Origin of the sequence: Oceanobacillus chungangensis, from assembly GCF_003369565.1 — a bacterium.
Taxonomy (GTDB): Bacteria; Bacillota; Bacilli; order Bacillales; family Amphibacillaceae; genus Oceanobacillus; species Oceanobacillus chungangensis.
Map to the genome: position 1 here is coordinate 80,459 of NZ_PIOD01000021.1, position 19,022 is coordinate 99,480.

A 19,022-nucleotide genomic window follows, 5' to 3' on the forward strand; every position below is an offset into this window, starting at 1 on the left:
CAATTATAACATAGTTAAGAATTTTTTCTTCCGCTACTATATTTAAACTACGTGCAATATCTTAATCCATTCCGATTTATAATGCAATTCCTTTTTTCAGTACATTTTTTGGAAGAGGTGAATTTGAGTTGAAAATTGACGTAATTGGTGATGTTCATGGTTGTATAGAGGAGCTTCACAATCTATTCGATAAGCTAGGGTACAAGCAAATACATCAGAGCTATATACATCCAGATGGTCGAATACCGATATTCGTTGGTGACATTACGGATCGAGGACCAGGCTCACTTTCTGTAATAAAGATCGTATACGAGATGGTTGTTATCCATAAAAAAGCAAAGTATGTACCTGGAAACCATTGCAATAAATTATATCGATTTTTCCTCGGTAATAATGTGATTCTTCGATACGGTTTAGAAACAACTGTTGCCGAATATGAATCTTTATCGAAGAAGGAACAAAAAGAAATAAAAGATATGTTTATGACACTGTATGAACAGGCACCCCTGTATTTACAAATCCCAGAACTAAATGCGATTATCGCTCATGCAGGAATTAGAGAAGATTTAATTGGACGAACGGATAAGAAGGTACAAACCTTCGTCCTATATGGTGATATTTCTGGTCAGTTCGATGCAAATGGAAAACCGATTCGTAGAGACTGGGCAAAGCATTATCATGGAAATCAGTGGATAATTTACGGACATACCCCTGTAAAAGAGCCACGAATGGTGAACAAGACGATGAATATTGATACTGGTTGTGTTTTCGGTAATGCATTAACTGCGTTTCGTTTGCCGGAAGAAACCATTGTATCTGTACCGTCAAAACAGCCATTAATAGAAGAGAAATTTAGTTATTTTAATTAATTTGGTCCTCATCCTCAAGTTCCCTAATTAAATCTAACATATCCTCTGAGAGAGAGGATTTGAGGCTGATTATTTCTTTAGTAAATGGATGTTCAAAACTGATCTCTATACAATGTAGTGCTTGACGCTCTATCCTCTCAATACTACCTCCATATAAATCATCCCCTAAAAGGGAATGATTTATATGGGAAAAGTGCACTCGGATTTGATGCGTTCTTCCTGTCTCAAGTTCGATTTCAACTAAACTTGTATCTGCATATTCTTTGATTACCTTATAGTGTGTAATCGCTCTTTTCCCCGTTTCAATTACTGCACGTTCAATTATCGATCCTTCTTTTCGATCAATTGATGCATCAATTGTCCCACTCATCGGCTCAAGATGACCTTTAACAATTGCTTGATATTTCCGCTTGATTGCCCTTTGTTTTTGCGTAGTTGCAAGTAAGGAATGACTGTATCGATCCTTCGCAATCAATAATAACCCCGATGTATCTCTATCAAGTCTTGTAACAACGTGAATCGTATGTGGAATATTATTTTCTTCATAATATGCTAAAACTCCATTTGCTATCGTACCTGTTGGATGATTTTGAGACGGTATCGTCGCAATACCAGCTGGTTTATTTAATACGATCACTGCATCATCCTCATACACAATCGCTAGCTCCATTTTCTCACGAACCATATTTTCACCTATGGTTTCACGTGGAAAGATAACCTCTAAATAATCTCCCTCTGACAAGCAAAAACGAACCGTTTGCGGCGCACCATTGACAAGTATCCGCTTATCTTTCTTTAATGTTGTCAGCATTCTTCTTGAAAATCCGTGATTTTTTTGCAAAAAATCACGGATAATCATCCCATGATGTTCTTTCTTGATTGCCCAGTTCATCCTTATTCTACCTCACTAAAATAAATACTTGTCTTCCGCAACGAACGAATCCCTAACTCTATTCCAAAATGGAAATTGTCTGAACCTTGCAAAACGTACTTTCTCTTTTGCAACACGGCAATGTATCGAACGTACATTTGTAAACTGCTTGGTAAAATGATCGATTGCAATGATGAAGCTGCTATCTACCATAGGTTTTAATATACATGGATGATGCTTAGGTAATACAAGTGGTGAGCCTATCGTACGGAATACACGATTATTGATTGATGCCATTTCCGTTAGCTGAATCACTTCCAAGGATGGATGTAATATTGCCCCTCCAAGTGCCTTATTATATGCTGTGCTTCCAGTAGGTGTTGACACACATATCCCATCACCACGAAATGTTTCGAAATGCTCTCCTTTAATCTCTACATCAAGAACTACTGAGCCTTCAATCGTCTTAATCATTGCTTCATTTATTGCTAGAAAACTATCTTCCTTCTGCCCGGTCTTTGAACGGATTGTCACTTCCAATAGTGGATATTCTACAATCTGAAACGGCGTTTTTGCAATTTCAATAACTAATTTTTCTATTTCGTTCGGCAAATAATCTGCATAAAACCCTAAATGTCCTGTATGTACACCAATAAAAGCAGTTGATTCTAAACGATGAACATACCGATGGAATGCTTCTAAAAAAGTGCCGTCACCGCCAACAGATATCACAAGATCTGGTTCTTCTTTGTCATATACTAAATTAAAATCCGTTAAATATTGCTTCATCGTCTCTTTAATAGTATTTGATCGGTTATCTCCTTTTGAAACAATCTTAAATTTCAAGTATATCCTCCCCAATGATTAACATATTTTTACTTCCTATGGAAAATCCATTGTGCTTCTTGAATTTCATGTTTAATTTTTGACATTTCCTCATCTAATAGAAAAGCTGCCTCTGCAGCATTTTGCAATCTTTCTTTGATCTCTGCTGGGATTCTTCCATCATATTTATAATTTAAAGAATGTTCGTTTGTTGCCCAAAAGTTCATCGCCAAAGTACGTATTTGAATTTCTGCTAATACCATCTTTCTTCCATGGATCATTTCCACTGGATATTCAATGATCATATGATAAGAGCGATATCCGCTTTTTTTCTTCTTTGTTATGTAATCTCGCTCTTCAACGATTGTAAAATCATTTCTTTTACGCAGCATATCTACTACCGTATAAATATCATCTACAAATTGGCATACAACACGTAAGCCAGCAATATCCTGGATTTCCTGCTCTACATTTTCTTTCGCAATCTCTCTCATCTTCACTTTTTCAATGATGCTTGGTATTGGTTTTACCCTGCCTGTGACAAATTCAATTGGTGAGTGACTAGACTCGAATTCGAACTGTGGACGCATTCCCTTTAACTTAACTTTTAATTCTTCTACAACCTGTTTATATGGGGCTAGAAACTCTACCCAATTCATCTGCTAACACCTCTGTATCCATTCAAATTATAGCTTATATCATTTTAACATACTAGCTATATAATGGTTATTCATTGCATATTTTATTATTTTTAGCCATAATCAATAGTACCTAATTTTTACACTGGAGGCCGAGCATACAATGGCACAGGAAATTGAAATTGAATTTAAAAATTTACTAACGAAAGATGAATTTCTAAGATTATTGGATAATTTACCTTTCCCTTTATATAGTGAAGTACAAACCAATTATTATTTTGAAACAAAAGATTTTCAGCTTAAAGAAAATGGAAGTGCATTGCGTATCCGTGAGAAAAATGGAAAATATCGTTTAACATTAAAAGAACCACATCCACTCGGTCTGCTTGAAACTCATGATGAATTAACGAAACAGGAAGCAGCTGATTGGATACACGGTAATATCTCTTCAAAAAAGAATATCTCGAATCAATTATTTGAAAAAGGAGTCGCGTTTGAATCCTTGACCTATTACGGAAATTTAACAACAGAGAGGCGAGAGACACATTATCAAGATGTATTAATTGTCTTAGACAAAAGTGAATATAATGGAATAACTGATTATGAATTTGAACTAGAAGCGCAGAATAAGGAGATAGGATTAGAAACATTTCATAACATCTTAGATGAACATAATATTACAAAGAAAAAAACGCCAAATAAGATTGAACGTTTTTTCAAGACTTTACCAAAATAGGTAGTATTCACTAGATTCCAATCAGATTTGTTGCTCATCTATAGTTCCATTGCTACAATATAAACAAATGCGAGGTGAACTGTACTATGACAACAACAAAATATGGAACTATATATGAAGCAATCGGCGGGTATGATACAGTGGAACGACTAAATATCGCTTTTTATAATCATGTTGCACAACATCCGGACTTAACACCTATCTTCCCTAAAGATTTAACGGAGACGGCAAGGATTCAACTACTTTTTTTCGTACAATTCTTTGGTGGTCCAAGGCTGTACGAGGAAGAACGTGGGCATCCGATGTTAAGGAGACGCCATCTTCCATTTGAAATAACACCAACAAGAAGAGACGCATGGTTAGAATGCTTGGAAGACGCACTTATTGAAGTCGAAATTGCAGAACCCTATCGTACAGTAATATATGAAAGAATAACCCTTACCGCTAATCACATGATGAATACACAGGAATAATAGAAAGGAGAATTCGATGTGAGTTGGAATGAATCTGAGCTTAGCAGCTCAAATAAAACAAGCACATCGGCAAATTATCACTATTTAAATCTAGTACAGAAACCGATTGAACTGTATGTTTTCATTGACCCACTATGCCCTGAATGCTGGTCATTGGAACCATATTTACGAAAGCTTGCAATGGAATACGGACGCTTTTTTACAGTACGACCCGTTGTCACAGGATTACTAAATTCAAAGGATACATTTGGTCAACCACGGAAACTAAAAGAAATTTGGGAACGAACTGCGAAGCGAACAGGTATGAGCTGTGATGGGGATTTATGGCTTGAGAATCCCGTCTATTTCCCTACTATCGCCTCTTTAGCAATTAAGGCTGCAGAGCTGCAAGGAAAAAGAGCAGGTAGAGTATTCTTAAGAAAATTACAAGAAAGCCTATTCTTAATGAAACAAAATATTTCAGATAAAGATGTTCTAATCCAGATTGCCAAAGAAGCAAAACTGGATATTGATGAATTCGAAACTGATCTTTACTCTACCTCAGCAAAGAAAGCATTGCAGGATGACATTAAATTAACTCAAGAATTGGAAGTTGATTATATTCCGACCATCGTTTTATTCAATCAAGAAGTGGATGAACAAGGAATAAAAGTATCTGGTCTTTATCCTTACGAAATTTATGAACTAGTTCTGCAAGAAATATTACAGAGAAGTCCGATTCCGTCGGAAAAACCACCATTAGAAGAATTTATGAAGCATTATGAGGTTGTCGGAAGTAAAGAGATTTCTGTCGTTTATAATTGGACCTTAGTGAAAACCGAAAAAGAAATGAAAAAACTACAATTTTCCCGCAAAGTAGAAAGAATCCCAGCAAAATATGGATCTTTTTGGAAATTTATTAGTTAAAACAATTAGCCTTAAGTTTTTAAGGCTATTTTTTTATGTAATTGCAAAAGTAAGGTTGAGAGCGAAATGCCACTTTTATCATATGAAAGTGCATAAAAAGTAGTAGTCGCACAAACCACGCGGAGGAAATAGACGGAGACTCCCTGAAAAAATAGAACATTTGTCTGATTGCGATGAAACTATGCCGAAGCCCTCCTTGTCCTGCGGGAAGAAAGGCTTCGGTGAGTCTCCGAAGTGACTTAGCTCAAGGAGGCTCACCAACCGCCCTAATGTGCGCCTAGTGTTTTTCTGAAGAGACTGGCCCGTGAGCAAGCAACATAAATATAAAAGAACAATAAAAAAAGGATATACGGGGCAGCGTATATCCTTTTATCCGTTCTTTGTATAAATACAAAGGGGGGATGGGAGAAAGTTTCATGATCAAACAAAAGGGGTTTTTGTTTGTAATTAACTTACTAAATTATTGTATCAATTGATACTGCAAAACGCAATATACATGTGTATCTTTTCACAAAAAGTTCACTTCTATTCCAAATTTATAATTCATATAATGACAATAGGAGGTTGATTTTATGAAAAATCTTTATCCTTTTTTATTCATTCTACTGACCTTATTTTCAGTTATCTTAAATATTCTAGGTCTAATGCAGCTTATTCCATTATATTTTACTTTGCCATTATTATTTATTTCAATATATTTAACGATTTATTCACTTACACAACGAAATATTTATCGAAGAATGAGATGATGGTATAAATTGGTATATAAGGCTTTCGAACGCCTCTACATTGAAAGCGCTTATCGTTTTCTTCGAAAAATAAAGGATATACGGGGCAGCGTATATCCTTTTATCCGTTCTTTGTATATACACAAAGGGGGGATGGGAGAAAGTTTCATGATCAAACAAAAGGGGTTTTTGTTTGTTTATTAAACTAACAATTACATTGTAACAAGAGATTAAAACTATATCAACATTTTTGTTCATATTTTCACATAATGTTCACTTTTTAAATTCAGAGTGCTATTAGTCAAATAAGGATCTGATATTCGTCAGATCCTCATTTGACTAACCTGCTTCAAACATACAAAACGGGATTATCCTATTAATAATTTTTCCATTTCATTTAGTTTTTCTTCAAACACGTCAAGCGCATCTAGAATTGGTTGCTTCGATGTCATATCAACACCTGCTTTTTTAAGTACTTCAATCGGAAAATCACTGCTTCCTGCTTTTAAGAAGTTAAGATAGCGCTCTACTGCACTCTCCCCTTCTGTTAATATTTGGTTTGCAAGTGATGTTGCAGCAGAGTACCCTGTTGCATATTGATACACATAATAATTATAATAAAAATGTGGAATTCTTGCCCATTCTAAGCCAATTTCTTCGTCAGATACTACATCTTCGCCATAATATTTTTTATTTAACTCATAATAAATCTCTGTGAGTTTATCCGCAGTTAATGCTTCACCGTTTTGTGCTCTCACATGGATCTCATGTTCAAATTCAGCAAACATTGTTTGACGGAATACAGTTCCACGGAAACCTTCTAAGAAGTGATTAAGAATATAAAGCTTTTGTTTCTCGTCTTCTAAATTATTTATTAGGTATTCATTTAGCAATGCTTCATTACATGTAGATGCAACCTCTGCAACGAAAATGGAATAGTTGCCATAACGGAACGGCTGAGATTTCCTTGTATAATAGCTATGAACTGAATGTCCAAGCTCATGTGCTAATGTGAAAGTATTATTCACATCATCTTGCCAATTAAGCAGGATATATGGGTTTGTACCATATGCACCTGAAGAATAAGCTCCACTGCGCTTACCTTTATTCTCTTCGACATCAATCCAGCGATTGTTGAATGCTTCTTTCAAGATTTCATTGTATTCACTGCCAAGTGGTGCTAGCCCTTTCAATACATAATCCTTTGCTTCATCATAAGATACTTTCATATCTAAATCCTGGACGAGTGATGTATAGAGATCATACATGTGAAGCTCATCTAATCCTAATACTTTCTTCCTTAATTTCGTATAGCGATGTAATAATGGTAATTTTTCATTTACAGCCTCTACCAAATTATCGTAAACAGATTCAGGAATATTATTATTGTCTAATGCTGATTGTCTTGCAGAATCGTAATTGCGAACCTTTGCAGAGAAATTATGAACCTTTACATTCCCACTAAGCGTTGTTGCGAAAGTATTCTTGAAATTTCCATACGTAGTATACATTGCCTTAAAAGCATCCTTACGTACTTGTCGATTTTTTGATTCTAAAAATTTACTATATCGTCCATGCGTTAAATCAACCTCTTCCCCTTCTTCATTTTTAACCGATGGGAATGTTAAATCAGCATTATTTAACATACTAAAAGTTTGTGATGCAGATGAAAGCGGCTCTGATACTTCTGCTAGCAATACTTCCTCACGCTCACTTAGTACATGTGGGCGCTGCCTTGTAATTTCATCTAATACCTTCTTATATAATCTAAGTTCGTCTTTTTCTTCTAAGAAAGAATCAATTTTCCCTTCATCCATTGCAAGTATTTCTGGGACGATAAAGCTCATCGTACTTGATGCTAATGTAAGTACTGTTTCCGCTTGAGAATTCATTTCTTGGTACGTTGAATTCGTCGTATCCTGATCATATCGCATATGTGAATATGTATATAGCTTTCCTAATCTTTCAGAGAGCGTGTCTTGAAGCTTTAACAATTCAAATAGTGTGTCCGCAGATTGAGCCAATTTTCCTTGGTAATTTGATACTTCAGGGATTGCTGTTTGCAAACTCTTTAACTCCTCGGACCATTGAGCATCAGTTGCAAATATATCTTCTAATTTCCATGTTAATTCTTCCGCTATTTCACTTCGTTTCGGTAATTCCTTTGTTGATTTTGCCATTTAAGTTCCTCCTTATTTTGCTCTACCTTAATTAATTCTAGATTGTATTTGGAAAATCCTTTAATATTCCCTATTAAGTTAGTATACCGAAGTATATTTGTTTCATGCTCAGTTTTTGCTCATTTATCCTTGTTATATCAAGGGTGTCTTATTATTAAGCGAAATGAATTCATTCATCAGCTCTTCGTCACCTCTCACTGCTGATTCAATTTGATTATAAAAGGAAATGGGAGTTAGCTTTTGATATGTTGAAGCAGAGGTTTGTTTTATTATGTTTAGTTGCTCAAGAAGGTTGAGATATTGTTTAATCGGATGGTCGTTAGAGTGGATTAATGGGTAATTTTCCATTGGTAGAAGCTGTTTTTTTAGAAGTTGTTCGCAGTTTCGGAGTGAGAATTCGTTGCCGACTGGTAGACGCTCTAGAAGATCAATGCAAATTCTGCTCTGCCAGTTCCAAGTAGAAGAAACCATACGATACTGGGAAACAACCGGCAAATGGATGATTGATGGTAAATATTCGAGATGGGTACCCTTCAAATATAGCCACTGGAACCATGCTAATTCATTTCCATATAATTTTTTTCGTTGTACCATACGAAATTTAAATTTCTCTTTCTTCCAATGCTGAAATAAATCCAAATTAGAGAAGGTATCAATTGTAAAGAAGTCCTTTATATTTAACCTAGTCAAAGACATTACCTTAAACTTTCCTATCGCTTGACCAATTCTTGTTTCGTATAGATCTTGAACCATGATGAATTGTAAGGTGATTGGACAAAAATAGTATAAAATTAGTGGAGTATTTGGAGAAAATTGATGTATTAATTGGAGAGTAAATTGATCCATTTTAAAATGATTCGCTAGTTGCCTCTGCAGACGATTCTCTCCTAAAATCCATATTGGTATAATTTCATTTTTCTTATAACCCTCATTTCGCTTCTTTACCTGCTCGATTGGAATTTTAGAGCATTGATATTCTATTGCAATTCTTCGATTATTTATTGTTAGCAAAATATCTGGTCGCTGGTTAATCTCTGGTATAAATGCTTCTAATTCAACATGGAGCATTTGACTTTTCAACCAATTATATAATAATAATTTACCTTGCTCGTGATATTTCCCTTCTCCGCCTTCGCTTGCAGGACAATCAATAATCGATTGATGTGCAAAATGAGGAATTACTTTGCTCCCTGCTTTCATAATCACCTTCCCTTTACAAACCGGACAATAAAAGTTAGGCTGCTTTTCTTTTAATTCCTTTAGCTCATTTTGTGACAACATTGCTAGTGTAATGGCATTCCCTTCTGCTGTATTTGCCTGTAACACCTACTCACCTCCGTATATATATATGATTCGACAGAGATAAACAATTTCCTGCAAGAAAAAAGAACATTTGCATAAGCATCTGTTTCTTGACGTACGGACTGCACACTAGACGATCCAAGCTTGATTTTGTTTGATTCTTCTTTGAACAAATACAGTAAACGATTTGATGCACAATTAAGCGATGTTGACTTTCATCTCAAGAGTATATATGCGACTAAGCCTCATATGTAACCAATCAGCAAGTCTTCTTTATCGTACGGAGATGGGAAAGTATCGCTCACTTTTTAGCGCTTGGGTGGGATGGAGAACTCATAGAAGGTTGTTTATACTTCTCATCTGATAAAAAATAGACACTCTCATTTTTGAGAGTGTCTATACTTGTAGTGGAAAATAAGAACGAACCTGTGCAAAGGTATCTGATTCAAATATGTTCTTTCCGTATTCCTCAAGATAATGTATTGACATATCCGAGTCATTGGCAAATTCCAATACTTGGCTGATGATATTCTCTTGCTCATTATCGTCAAGTAATTCCTGAGAGAAACCGAGATATAAATAATATTTATCATTATAATAGTAAAGTGCATCTTCTACTGTACTTGTAAAGTTTTGGAAATAATGACTTAACTGAATAACATCTTCAAAATCATTAAAATCAACAATGATCCATAGCGTTTCTTCTGTCATGTCATCCTCTTCATCGATATGTTCAACATTTTTCCCGAATTTATCTTCTAGCATTGTTTCGATCATTTCCTCATCAAAGGAGCTATCCGGATGTAGTTCTCCTTTTTTACTTAGTTTTGCTTTTGTGACGACAATTTCCAATCCCTTTTCCATTGCTTGAACCTGAATCCATAATGGACCTTCAACATTGAAATCTTCTTTATAATTTACTTCGTCCATCATTTGCCAAAAGAGCTGCTCACTTCGTTCCCGATTATACCAAATTTCTTCTCGTTCAAATCCAAGGTCCTCAATATCGATATAAGAAATATAAAACTTAATTGTATTCTCATTTATTCTTTCTATCTCCATTTTTATTTCTCTCCCTTCACGTAGAAAATATCCTGCGCTTTTGTTCTTCCTAAACTTTTTATTGTTGCTTCATATGCTATAAACAGTTAGGCGGAAGAGACAATTACCATTTTCTAATTTAATTTAGAATGAGTTCTGTATTACGATACCCGCTTTACTACTTTACTAACCATTCATATTATTATGCTTACTGCCATTGTATGTTAGTGTACAGTATTTTGGAAATTAATATGCCTATATAGAAATCCATTTTAAACAGAATGTATGTGAATTTTACTGTACTTAATAAATTTTATCACTATATTAAAGTCCCATTTTAAACTATTACTCCCTATTTGTCACGAGATATAACTGCAGAATATTAGCAGTACACAACAAAACACAGATCATAAATAAGATCTGTGTTCTATGCTGATTCAATATATTAATGCGTTTATTAGAAAACCAGGGGTTGGCCAAGCCTTTTAGCGACAGCCTTCGTTACGCTTATGCAGTGAGAAAGAGTATTTATACTTTCTTATCTGCCAAAAAATCCAATCTAATTAACCATTCTTTGTGCTTCTCGTAATTGAAAAGTACGAACTGTTCTTGGTAAAAATCGACGAATCTCATCTTCGTTATAGCCTACTTGCAGACGCTTTTCATCAAGAATGATTGGTCTTCTTAATAAGCCAGGATTTTGCTGGATTAAACTGAATAGATTTTTCATCGGTAATTGATCGATATTAACATCTAACTTCTGAAATACCTTCGAACGTGTTGAAATAATCTCATCAGTTCCATCTTCAGTCATGCGTAATATTTCCTTAATCTCATCTAAAGAAAGTGGCTCAGAGAAAATATTGCGTTCTTTAAATGGGATATCATGTTCTTCTAACCATGCTTTTGCTTTTCTGCAAGATGTACAACTTGGTGAGGTATAAAGTGTTACCATTAAAACTTCACTCCTCATTCTAAAAAGTATATATGTTACTTTAGTAAAACATGGGTTAACTTATTTCATTCTTAAATTAAAATAAGTTTAAATAACCTATAAATAATAGTATACTACATTTGTCAAGTAAAAGGTAGGATTTCATCTATAAACATCAGATTTTTTATGAAATCCTGATTTTTTGCTGACAAATATCTCTTCACATTCATTACCTTTCCCTAAAGTATTTTCATTTAAACATCTTAATTAGAATTAATTGAGAAAAATATACATTGACTGTTAATTACACACAGAGCAGATTGGCTCTATTTCGACTTTCGTCTATCTGTAAAATCTCCTCAGCTTCACTAAACTTCCTCCCATAAATCTCTGTAGATTTATATTTATGAATGGAGTTGTATACCTTCTTCATTTGTACCAAAATAAAGGAATCTTCCACAATTTCTGCTGCCCAATACAATATTTCCAGTGGTGCCATTTCATTTGTTTGAAACGAACGGTTCTGGAAATTAATGGTTTTTGCATGTTTAAAACCTTCTCCTTGGTAGAATCTAAGTCTCTTTGCTGTATCCTTTTCATCCGGATCAACAGGTTCTACTTCCAGTAAGATTGGCTTGTTTTTCTGCTTGATCATCTCCATCAATTTATGACCAGTTCCTTGTCCTCTTGTATCCGCTGCGACCCATAAATAATCAACAAATATACATTGGTCAAACTCGGCATACATCATTACATAATCTTGGCTCTCAACCTTCTTATAAGGACTAGTCTTATCTTCTAATAGTAACTCCATATGCTTCCTTGATTTCATTTCTTCAATTGGAAAATAGTCATTCAACTTCTCATACCAGTTCATCATTAAAACTCCTACTATACCGTATTCATATTTAGTATTATAAAATGTTAAAAACAGGTCCTGCTCAGAAAGACCTGCTTTAATATTACTTACCGATTAGATAATCCACATTTTCCGTATACTTATTTCCTGCATTCCACAATAGAAATTCATCGATACCACTTTCATACAATGCTTTTATTTGTGCTTCGACCTCCTCTTTACCATATTGTTTTGTTGCCCCACTGTATAACCATGGAGCCTCAAAATCCTGTAACCAAGGTCGTGATACTGGTTGTGTTTCTAACGCACCAAGAACTTCATTTTCCACTTTAGAATATTCTTTAATGAGTCGATATGGCTCTTCATCTGGATTCTCCAGGCCAAAATAATTGGTCGTCCAATGACTTGGATAGATCATCGATGAGATGATATCAACATTCTCGGCGATACGTGAGAAGTTTTGGCCAATGCCTGGTGTTTCTTCAACGGTAGCAGCATAGCCAAATATATCAACGGAAACGTCAACATCATAGTTCATAAGCTCTTCTCTTGCATATGCTACAAAATCAGATACTGCTTCTACTCGTTTTTTTGTATTAGATAAATCAACTTCCGAGTATTCCCCTTCTGAATATTGTAATTCTTCATCCATATTTTCAAAGCCTTCAGGGAAACGGACATAATCAAATTGAATTTCTTGGAAGCCCATTTCGGCCGCCAATTTTGCGATTTCTACATTATAACCCCAAACTTCTTTCTCAAATGGGTTAACAAATGCTTCACCACGATTATTCACCCAAACCTCGCCGTCTTTAGTAAAGGATAGTTCCGGTCTTTCCTTGGCAAGAACAGAATCCTTGAAAACTACGATTCTAGCAATTGGATAAATTTGCTTTTCCTCTAAGGTTTTCATCATAGATTCCGGATCCGAAATATAATTCATGGCAATATCCGCAAATGGAGAGCTCTCTTCTGGTTTAAATGTTAAATTTCCATGATCTTCTTTAACATCAATTACCATCGCATTTAAAGCTGTCGTATCAACTAAATCTACTAGTGATTCAAACCGACTTCCACCTGCTGAATTTCCTGTCACATAAATGCCACGAACCGCATCAGGATATTCAAAATTATAGCCTGAATCAATTGTAAATCGTTTCATTGATTGATCAGGATCCAATAATTTGATATTAGTCTGCCTTCCACCATGTTCGCTAGTTGTTTCTACCTCTTCACCGTAACTTGTAATTGGTAAAAGCATACTGAAAAGGAGAATCATCATAAATGTATAAATCTTATGCTGTCTTTTCGCCATGTTTATCAATCTCCTCTATTTATGTATGAATCTAGTATATCGAAAAATAAGGCGAATTTGAATGGTAAAAAAAGCTTAAATTCGAGAAAAGATGTTGTATTATTGACTGTATAGGCTTTTATTCATATTAATCTTTATTTTCATGAATCGATATAACCTGAGAACTGGATAGTATGGTTGGCGTTCTCGGGTCTTGCATCAGAAATACATACATGCACCTAAGTCTTCATCCCAATGCATCTCTATTTATTTCGTCAGCTAGGATTACACACTTGATGTAGATATGTTGAGACTAATTCCTCTCAGACGGCTTTAATTTTACTGAGAAAATTAAATTTGTGTTGTGTGTTTAATTGACAGCCTTAATATACTAAGAAATGTACCGAACCTAAAAACTCTAACTTTTAGGGGTAACCACCTAACGGATGACTTTTTAGGTATATTATTCTTCACTTCATTGTTGTTTCATTTTTTCATGGACTATCTCTTCAACTTGAATTGATGGGCATTACTTGAATGATCCTCCAAAATTGGTTTAACCTCAATTTCATCTAAGTCTTCAATCACTTCTTTTTCATTTAATAAACGAAGAACCTTATTGTGGACAAGTCCTTACTACATTTTAGACAAGACTAACTTAAAGTCATCCGCTCCTGATTAATTGCAGACGGTCAACCAATTCATATTTTTTTTGATAACCAATGACAACAAACAATGCTAAACAAGAATTACGCCCTAATGCTATACTATTTTACATATTTTGAACCGAAAACCAAGACTTTATCCTCAAAAATTTACGTCTAAAGATCAGATTATCTATGCATTATACAAGGTCCCACAAAAAATAGCCACGTATAATTATTTATAATAGCTACACACTAAGACTCAAGAGCTGATTTTTATCTAGTTGCGATCAAAAATGATTCCTCTTCTAAATTGGAGGATTTAAATTTGTAACAAGATATGAGCGCTCCCTACATTAATTTGTAAAAAATTACTAAGGAGGAATAAAATTGTCAGTACTTGATAACTTTGATACGTGGAAGGATTTTCTTGGTAATCGACTACAACAAGCACAAAATAATGGAATGGACGAAGGAATAATGAGTACCATTGCTGCGGAAATTGGAGACTACTTAGCAGCTAATGTAGAACCTAAAAACGATGAGCAAAGACTACTAGCTGATCTATGGCATTCAGCGGATGAGAACCAAAAGCAAGTTTTGGCCAATACTATGATTAACCTAGTAAAAAACAAGAATGCCCATTAATACAAAAAAGGGATGTGGTTCATAGCTGCATCCCTTTTATTGTATACAAGGATTCTGATTTGGGTAATTATTAATTTTTCTATCTAATTAGAGTCATTATCTAGTATAAATAATTCATTATGGCAAAAAATAATACCAGTTACTATCAATTCATGGGGGGTGTTATTTATGCCAAAAGTACGAGGCTTCCCAACAGCTCTGAAATAACTAAAACGTATCTTAATTTAGTCGAACATAGCTAAGGCAGATTTTCTTAATATATTTATTTTGGAGGTAAAAATTATGAATACATTAAAACGAATTGCCCTCGCACTAGTTATTATTGGTGCAATAAACTGGGGACTAATTGGATTTTTTCGATTTGATTTAGTTGCATCGATTTTTGGTGGTCAGGATGCTCTATTAGCAAGAATTGTTTACGGCCTAGTCGGATTAAGTGGGTTATATTGTTTGACAATCTTATTTGATCCAATGGACGAAAAAAATACTAGCAGAGACGATTTCGCTAAAAAGAGAAACTTAAATTATGGTACTGAGTTTGGTGAAGATAAAGACTTTTCAAGCATAAAAAAAACTGACAAGGACGTTTAATCGATATAAACTAATTAAAGCCATACACACTATTTGTATGGCTTTATCTTTTCATATTTATCTGTTCTCTATATACTGCACATCCTAATATATCTTCTAGGGTTATATTTTGCTACAAAGGCAATAAACTATTGTGATAACAATCCTATTGACTACAATAATCGACTTTGCTTTCTATAACCGATTGGCAATCCATTTGGGGTCGGCCACTTTTATAGTAGCTATCGCAGTTTATTGATGTTTTAATGGGATACTCAGAGTGATGGTTTATTAATCAAACAAAAAAGGAATAATGTTAATAAAATAGATAAAGGAGTGCAGCTATATGAGTCAACAAGAAGTTAAAGCAACGATTGAAAATATTTTAGATAACAGTTCTGTTGGAACAATGGCAACGGTACAACATAATAAACCACACTCAAGATATATGACATTTATTCGTAATGGACTAAACCTTTATACAGCAACAAATAAGGAAACCCACAAAATCGAAGAAATTGAAGGAAATCCTTTTACACATATCCTCTTAGGTTATGAAGGAGAAGGATTCGGTGATGAATATGTCGAGTATGAAGGAAAAGTCAAAATTACCGATTCTAAAGAACTGAAAAAAGAATTGTGGAATCCGTATTTGGAAAATTGGTTTGATGGGCCCAATGACCCGAATTACGTTATATTAGAAATTACACCGATTCAAATTAGTTTGATGAATAAAAACGGCGTGGAACCGAAAATATTAGAGTTGTAATAATAAACCGAGCTTAACTGCTCGGTTTATTAATTTCTATTAGCTCGTTACTAGGCCATATGAAGTAAAGATTATTTAATTTCCTCTCCCCCTTATATCCTGCATTTCCTTTCTAACACAAATTTATAAAAAATAAAGAAAGCATCCATTGGGATAATTGGATATTTGCTCCTAAAAAGGGGGGATTTATGGAGAAGTGAATGATTTTTTGCTTCGAGAAACAGAACCGATACCTTCAACCAGTTTACACAGGAATTAACAAGCTGGGCAATTGTTTCATACAGTGAGTTAGGGGGGATATTTATGGTTTTGGATGTAGGGGCATTTTTGCAGGAAATGTTAATGCTTTATGGAATCGCGTCGGTGGGGTTTATTGCAAGGAAAATAGGTGTTCTGAATAAAGATGCAAATGATGTTTTGACACAGCTAATTCTATATATTACATTGCCCGCGCTCATCTTGTTCTCACTGGATATCTCTTTTTCTATTACCGTAGTAAAAGAATTTTTATGGCTTATTACGATGTCTCTCTATATACTTATCATTTCCTGTTTTTTAGCATATTGGATGAAACGACGCTCACAACTTTCAGAAAAGCAAAAAAGTGTCTATGAAGGGCTAATAATCTTTGGAAATCAAGGATTTATTGGATATGCGATTAGTTTTATTCTTCTTGGTGAGCAGGGAATTATTTATTTAACGATGTTTAACCTGTGCTACTTAATTCTTATATGGACTTATGGAATATACTTGTTTAGTAAGGATTCAAACACTATTAACTATAAAAATATATTTTTAAATCCAGGTATTCTCGCCACCCTAATAGGAATACTAATTTTTCTATTGCCGATTAGCTTTCCAGTAATCATTTCCGGTGGTCTAGAAAGCGTTGGTAAAATGACCATTCCACTTTCCATGATGCTAATTGGAAGTCTAATTGCAAATGTTAAATTTAAAGAATTAACTTTACTGATAAAAAACATCTATTTATGGAAATCAGCGGTAACTAGACTTATTCTGATTCCGTTACTTTTACTCCCCTTTGCAGCTTTATCTGTACCATTTCCATTACTCGTTATTGGTGTTATTGTATCTGGAATGCCCTCTGCCCCAACAATTTCACTCTATTCCCATAAATATGGGGCTGACGCTTTTTTTGCATCACTAGGTGTACTATTAACTACATTATTATGTATTATTACAATTCCATTCCTTTATATGATCGTAAACTTTTTAAGTAATTAAATACGGTAACCATTTGATTCTAACAGTAGCAATCAAAAGAAGATTACTCTTATTTAAAATTCGGAAAATGGGCTTTGCATCATAGAAATAATTAATTCAGCTTTATTCTTGTCTTTTTACAGCAAACTATATATAATATTTAAAAGAATATCATTAGCAATGAAAAAGGCGTAGTACAATTTACCCTCTGAATTTTAGAGAGCTTGTGGTCGGTGGAAACAAGCATCAAGGTATTTTGGAATTGGACTTTGGAGCTAATTCAAGTAATTAAGCGATCTTAGAAACGTTAAGATAATCAGGGTGGCACCGCGGTTCATTCGTCCCTATTCAAGGGATAAATGGGCTTTTTTTGTTGTAAAAAATAAGATGGAGCGTGAGTTAGATGGAAACAATCTTTTCAGGAATTCAACCAAGTGGTACTTTAACACTTGGAAATTATTTAGGGGCACTGAAGCAATTTGTCGAATTACAGGATGACTATGAGTGTTATTTTTGTATCGTTGATGAACACGCGATTACGGTTCCACAGGAGCGATTGAAGCTAAGACAAAATATCCGTTCCTTGGCAGCATTATATTTAGCATCAGGTATTAACCCAGATAAAGCAACTTTATTCATTCAATCAGAGGTGCCTGCACATACACAATTAGGTTGGATGCTACAGTCAATCGGCTATGTCGGTGAATTAGAACGGATGACACAGTATAAAGACAAATCGCAAGGAAAAGATGCAGTTTCAACTGCACTACTTACCTATCCTGCACTGATGGCTGCAGATATTTTGCTTTATCAATCAAATCTTGTACCAGTTGGCGATGATCAGAAGCAGCATATGGAGTTAACGAGGGATTTAGCTGGGCGATTTAATAATCGCTTCAATGATATCTTTACTATTCCGGAAATTCGCATTCCTAAGGTTGGAGCACGAATCATGTCTTTACAGGATCCTACGAAGAAAATGAGTAAATCAGATGAGAATGAAAAAGGCTTCATCTCTATGCTTGACGAACCAAAGAAAATTGAAAAGAAGATAAAAAGTGCTGTAACAGATTCAGAGGGTATTGTTAAATATGATAAGGTTAATAAACCTGGTGTTTCCAATCTATTAACAATTTATTCTAGCTGTACTGGCGAGTCCATTGAGGCAATTGAAGCAAAATATGAAGACAAAGGATATGGCGATTTCAAACAAGGTGTTGCTGACGCAGTTATTGCAGTATTAAAACCTATTCAAGATCGCTACTTGGAATTAATTAACTCTGACATATTAGATGATATCCTTGATAATGGAGCAGCTAAAGCTAACGTAACTGCAAATAAAACAGTTGCAAAAGCGAAGAAAGCCATGGGTCTAGGCAGAGTGAGAAAATAGTTACGCGGAAAAGCGCTAGAACTAAGTTCTAGCGCTTTTTTTCTCGTGCTGATATATTTTTTCTCGTGCTGATATATTTTTTCTCGTGCTGATATATTTTTTCTCGTGCTGATATATT

19 protein-coding genes and 1 other annotated feature are annotated in these 19,022 nt (G+C 34.6%); of the genes, 10 read left to right on the forward strand and 9 right to left on the reverse strand.

Annotation, left to right across the window (positions count from 1 at the left end; translation table 11 throughout):
- Positions 1–128 precede the first annotated feature (128 nt).
- A complete protein-coding gene (prpE, locus tag CWR45_RS15950; RefSeq protein WP_115750855.1) occupies positions 129–869 on the forward strand; it encodes a bis(5'-nucleosyl)-tetraphosphatase PrpE in 741 nt (246 codons plus the stop codon).
- Here the strand turns inward: prpE and CWR45_RS15955 are convergent.
- The 3 genes from CWR45_RS15955 to yjbM are packed head-to-tail and all read right to left on the reverse strand — an operon-like array spanning position 862 to position 3,224.
- The gene (locus CWR45_RS15955) at positions 862–1,761 is read right to left on the reverse strand and encodes an RluA family pseudouridine synthase (protein WP_115750856.1); all 900 of its coding nucleotides are present in this window, start codon (positions 1,759–1,761) and stop codon (positions 862–864) included. The genes prpE and CWR45_RS15955 overlap by 8 nt on opposite strands.
- A 15-nt stretch (positions 1,762–1,776) precedes the next feature.
- A complete protein-coding gene (locus CWR45_RS15960) occupies positions 1,777–2,586 on the reverse strand; it encodes an NAD kinase (RefSeq protein WP_115750857.1) in 810 nt (269 codons plus the stop codon).
- Between the two features lie 29 nt (positions 2,587–2,615).
- On the reverse strand, positions 2,616–3,224 hold the full coding sequence (gene yjbM / locus CWR45_RS15965) for a GTP diphosphokinase (protein ID WP_115750858.1): 609 nt from the start codon (positions 3,222–3,224) through the stop codon (positions 2,616–2,618).
- Between the two features lie 142 nt (positions 3,225–3,366).
- On the opposite strand from yjbM, the gene CWR45_RS15970 reads away from it, so the two are divergent.
- The 4 genes from CWR45_RS15970 to CWR45_RS19925 all read left to right on the forward strand — a co-directional run bounded on the left by CWR45_RS15970 (position 3,367) and on the right by CWR45_RS19925 (position 6,067).
- The gene (locus CWR45_RS15970) at positions 3,367–3,939 is read left to right on the forward strand and encodes a CYTH domain-containing protein (RefSeq protein ID WP_115750859.1); all 573 of its coding nucleotides are present in this window, start codon (positions 3,367–3,369) and stop codon (positions 3,937–3,939) included.
- A gap of 86 nt (positions 3,940–4,025) precedes the next feature.
- A complete protein-coding gene (locus CWR45_RS15975; RefSeq protein WP_115750860.1) occupies positions 4,026–4,412 on the forward strand; it encodes a globin domain-containing protein in 387 nt (128 codons plus the stop codon).
- Positions 4,413–4,430: 18 nt separating this feature from the next.
- A complete protein-coding gene (locus tag CWR45_RS15980) occupies positions 4,431–5,318 on the forward strand; it encodes a ClpXP adapter SpxH family protein (protein WP_115750861.1) in 888 nt (295 codons plus the stop codon).
- Between the two features lie 572 nt (positions 5,319–5,890).
- The gene (locus tag CWR45_RS19925; RefSeq protein ID WP_170138887.1) at positions 5,891–6,067 is read left to right on the forward strand and encodes a hypothetical protein; all 177 of its coding nucleotides are present in this window, start codon (positions 5,891–5,893) and stop codon (positions 6,065–6,067) included.
- Between the two features lie 347 nt (positions 6,068–6,414).
- Here CWR45_RS19925 and pepF read toward each other — a convergent pair whose 3' ends face one another.
- From pepF to CWR45_RS16010, 6 genes are all read right to left on the reverse strand, one after another.
- Positions 6,415–8,226: an oligoendopeptidase F gene (gene pepF, locus CWR45_RS15985; protein ID WP_115750862.1), complete on the reverse strand. Its 1,812-nt coding sequence runs from the start codon at positions 8,224–8,226 to the stop codon at positions 6,415–6,417.
- Between the two features lie 132 nt (positions 8,227–8,358).
- Positions 8,359–9,552, reverse strand: coding sequence for a competence protein CoiA (locus CWR45_RS15990; protein WP_115750863.1), 1,194 nt, complete (start codon positions 9,550–9,552; stop codon positions 8,359–8,361).
- 372 nt (positions 9,553–9,924) lie between these two features.
- Positions 9,925–10,590, reverse strand: coding sequence for an adaptor protein MecA (gene mecA / locus CWR45_RS15995; protein ID WP_115750864.1), 666 nt, complete (start codon positions 10,588–10,590; stop codon positions 9,925–9,927).
- A gap of 538 nt (positions 10,591–11,128) precedes the next feature.
- Positions 11,129–11,524, reverse strand: coding sequence for a transcriptional regulator SpxA (gene spxA / locus CWR45_RS16000; RefSeq protein ID WP_114916087.1), 396 nt, complete (start codon positions 11,522–11,524; stop codon positions 11,129–11,131).
- A 283-nt stretch (positions 11,525–11,807) separates the two neighbouring features.
- Positions 11,808–12,383: a GNAT family N-acetyltransferase gene (locus CWR45_RS16005; protein WP_342770189.1), complete on the reverse strand. Its 576-nt coding sequence runs from the start codon at positions 12,381–12,383 to the stop codon at positions 11,808–11,810.
- Between the two features lie 82 nt (positions 12,384–12,465).
- A complete protein-coding gene (locus CWR45_RS16010; protein ID WP_115750866.1) occupies positions 12,466–13,677 on the reverse strand; it encodes a putative glycoside hydrolase in 1,212 nt (403 codons plus the stop codon).
- A 1,013-nt stretch (positions 13,678–14,690) separates the two neighbouring features.
- Here CWR45_RS16010 and CWR45_RS16015 point away from each other — a divergent pair.
- From CWR45_RS16015 to trpS, 5 genes are all read left to right on the forward strand, one after another.
- A complete protein-coding gene (locus tag CWR45_RS16015; RefSeq protein ID WP_115750867.1) occupies positions 14,691–14,948 on the forward strand; it encodes a DUF3243 domain-containing protein in 258 nt (85 codons plus the stop codon).
- Between the two features lie 282 nt (positions 14,949–15,230).
- Entirely contained in the window at positions 15,231–15,539 is a 309-nt protein-coding gene (locus CWR45_RS16020; protein ID WP_115750868.1) for a DUF378 domain-containing protein, read from the forward strand.
- 325 nt (positions 15,540–15,864) lie between these two features.
- Complete coding sequence (locus tag CWR45_RS16025) at positions 15,865–16,287, forward strand: pyridoxamine 5'-phosphate oxidase family protein (protein ID WP_115750869.1); 423 nt, start codon at positions 15,865–15,867, stop codon at positions 16,285–16,287.
- A 303-nt stretch (positions 16,288–16,590) separates the two neighbouring features.
- Positions 16,591–17,532: an AEC family transporter gene (locus tag CWR45_RS16030; RefSeq protein ID WP_115750870.1), complete on the forward strand. Its 942-nt coding sequence runs from the start codon at positions 16,591–16,593 to the stop codon at positions 17,530–17,532.
- 150 nt (positions 17,533–17,682) lie between these two features.
- Positions 17,683–17,860: a binding site (T-box leader), on the forward strand.
- Between the two features lie 54 nt (positions 17,861–17,914).
- Entirely contained in the window at positions 17,915–18,904 is a 990-nt protein-coding gene (gene trpS / locus CWR45_RS16035; protein WP_115750871.1) for a tryptophan--tRNA ligase, read from the forward strand.
- Positions 18,905–19,022: the final 118 nt, after the last annotated feature.

What these genes read in the sequence shown, in the direction of transcription:
- spxA (WP_114916087.1), bottom strand. Translation starts at nt 11,524, where the DNA reads ATGGTAACACTTTATACCTCACCAAGTTGTACATCTTGCAGAAAAGCA.
- trpS (WP_115750871.1), top strand. Translation starts at nt 17,915, where the DNA reads ATGGAAACAATCTTTTCAGGAATTCAACCAAGTGGTACTTTAACACTT.
- CWR45_RS16005 (WP_342770189.1), bottom strand. Translation starts at nt 12,383, where the DNA reads ATGATGAACTGGTATGAGAAGTTGAATGACTATTTTCCAATTGAAGAA.
- mecA (WP_115750864.1), bottom strand. Translation starts at nt 10,590, where the DNA reads ATGGAGATAGAAAGAATAAATGAGAATACAATTAAGTTTTATATTTCT.
- CWR45_RS16030 (WP_115750870.1), top strand. Translation starts at nt 16,591, where the DNA reads ATGGTTTTGGATGTAGGGGCATTTTTGCAGGAAATGTTAATGCTTTAT.
- pepF (WP_115750862.1), bottom strand. Translation starts at nt 8,226, where the DNA reads ATGGCAAAATCAACAAAGGAATTACCGAAACGAAGTGAAATAGCGGAA.
- CWR45_RS16020 (WP_115750868.1), top strand. Translation starts at nt 15,231, where the DNA reads ATGAATACATTAAAACGAATTGCCCTCGCACTAGTTATTATTGGTGCA.
- CWR45_RS15955 (WP_115750856.1), bottom strand. Translation starts at nt 1,761, where the DNA reads ATGAACTGGGCAATCAAGAAAGAACATCATGGGATGATTATCCGTGAT.
- CWR45_RS19925 (WP_170138887.1), top strand. Translation starts at nt 5,891, where the DNA reads ATGAAAAATCTTTATCCTTTTTTATTCATTCTACTGACCTTATTTTCA.
- CWR45_RS15970 (WP_115750859.1), top strand. Translation starts at nt 3,367, where the DNA reads ATGGCACAGGAAATTGAAATTGAATTTAAAAATTTACTAACGAAAGAT.
- CWR45_RS15975 (WP_115750860.1), top strand. Translation starts at nt 4,026, where the DNA reads ATGACAACAACAAAATATGGAACTATATATGAAGCAATCGGCGGGTAT.
- CWR45_RS16025 (WP_115750869.1), top strand. Translation starts at nt 15,865, where the DNA reads ATGAGTCAACAAGAAGTTAAAGCAACGATTGAAAATATTTTAGATAAC.
- CWR45_RS16010 (WP_115750866.1), bottom strand. Translation starts at nt 13,677, where the DNA reads ATGGCGAAAAGACAGCATAAGATTTATACATTTATGATGATTCTCCTT.
- yjbM (WP_115750858.1), bottom strand. Translation starts at nt 3,224, where the DNA reads ATGAATTGGGTAGAGTTTCTAGCCCCATATAAACAGGTTGTAGAAGAA.